General features: G+C 67.6%; 1 pseudogene. It reads right to left on the minus strand.

Annotated elements, in window-relative coordinates:
* Positions 1 to 315: pseudogene (locus SB786_RS35910) on the minus strand (pyrroloquinoline quinone biosynthesis protein C); the annotation flags it as partial.

Raw genomic sequence — 315 nt, forward strand, 5'->3', positions numbered from 1 at the left:
AGTGCTGCAGGGTGATCGCCAGCCCGTGCTCCACGTCGCGACGGGCCTGGCCCAGGCGCGTGCGGAAATATTCGTAGCCGGCTGGATCAATCCACGGGTAATGCTGCGGCCAACTGTCGAGGCGCGACTGGTGGATCTGCGGGGCGAACAGTTCGGTCAGCGAACTGCTGGCGGCTTCTTGCCAGCTGGCGCGGCGGGCGAAGTTGACGTAGGCATCCACGGCAAAGCGTACGCCGGGCAGTACCAGCTCCTGGGAGCGCAGCTGGTCCGGGTCGAGGCCGACCGCCTGGCCAAGGCGCAGCCAGGCTTCGATGC

The organism is Burkholderia sp. SIMBA_062 (assembly GCF_046534765.1).
In the GTDB taxonomy this organism is placed as follows: domain Bacteria; phylum Pseudomonadota; class Gammaproteobacteria; order Burkholderiales; family Burkholderiaceae; genus Burkholderia; species Burkholderia ambifaria.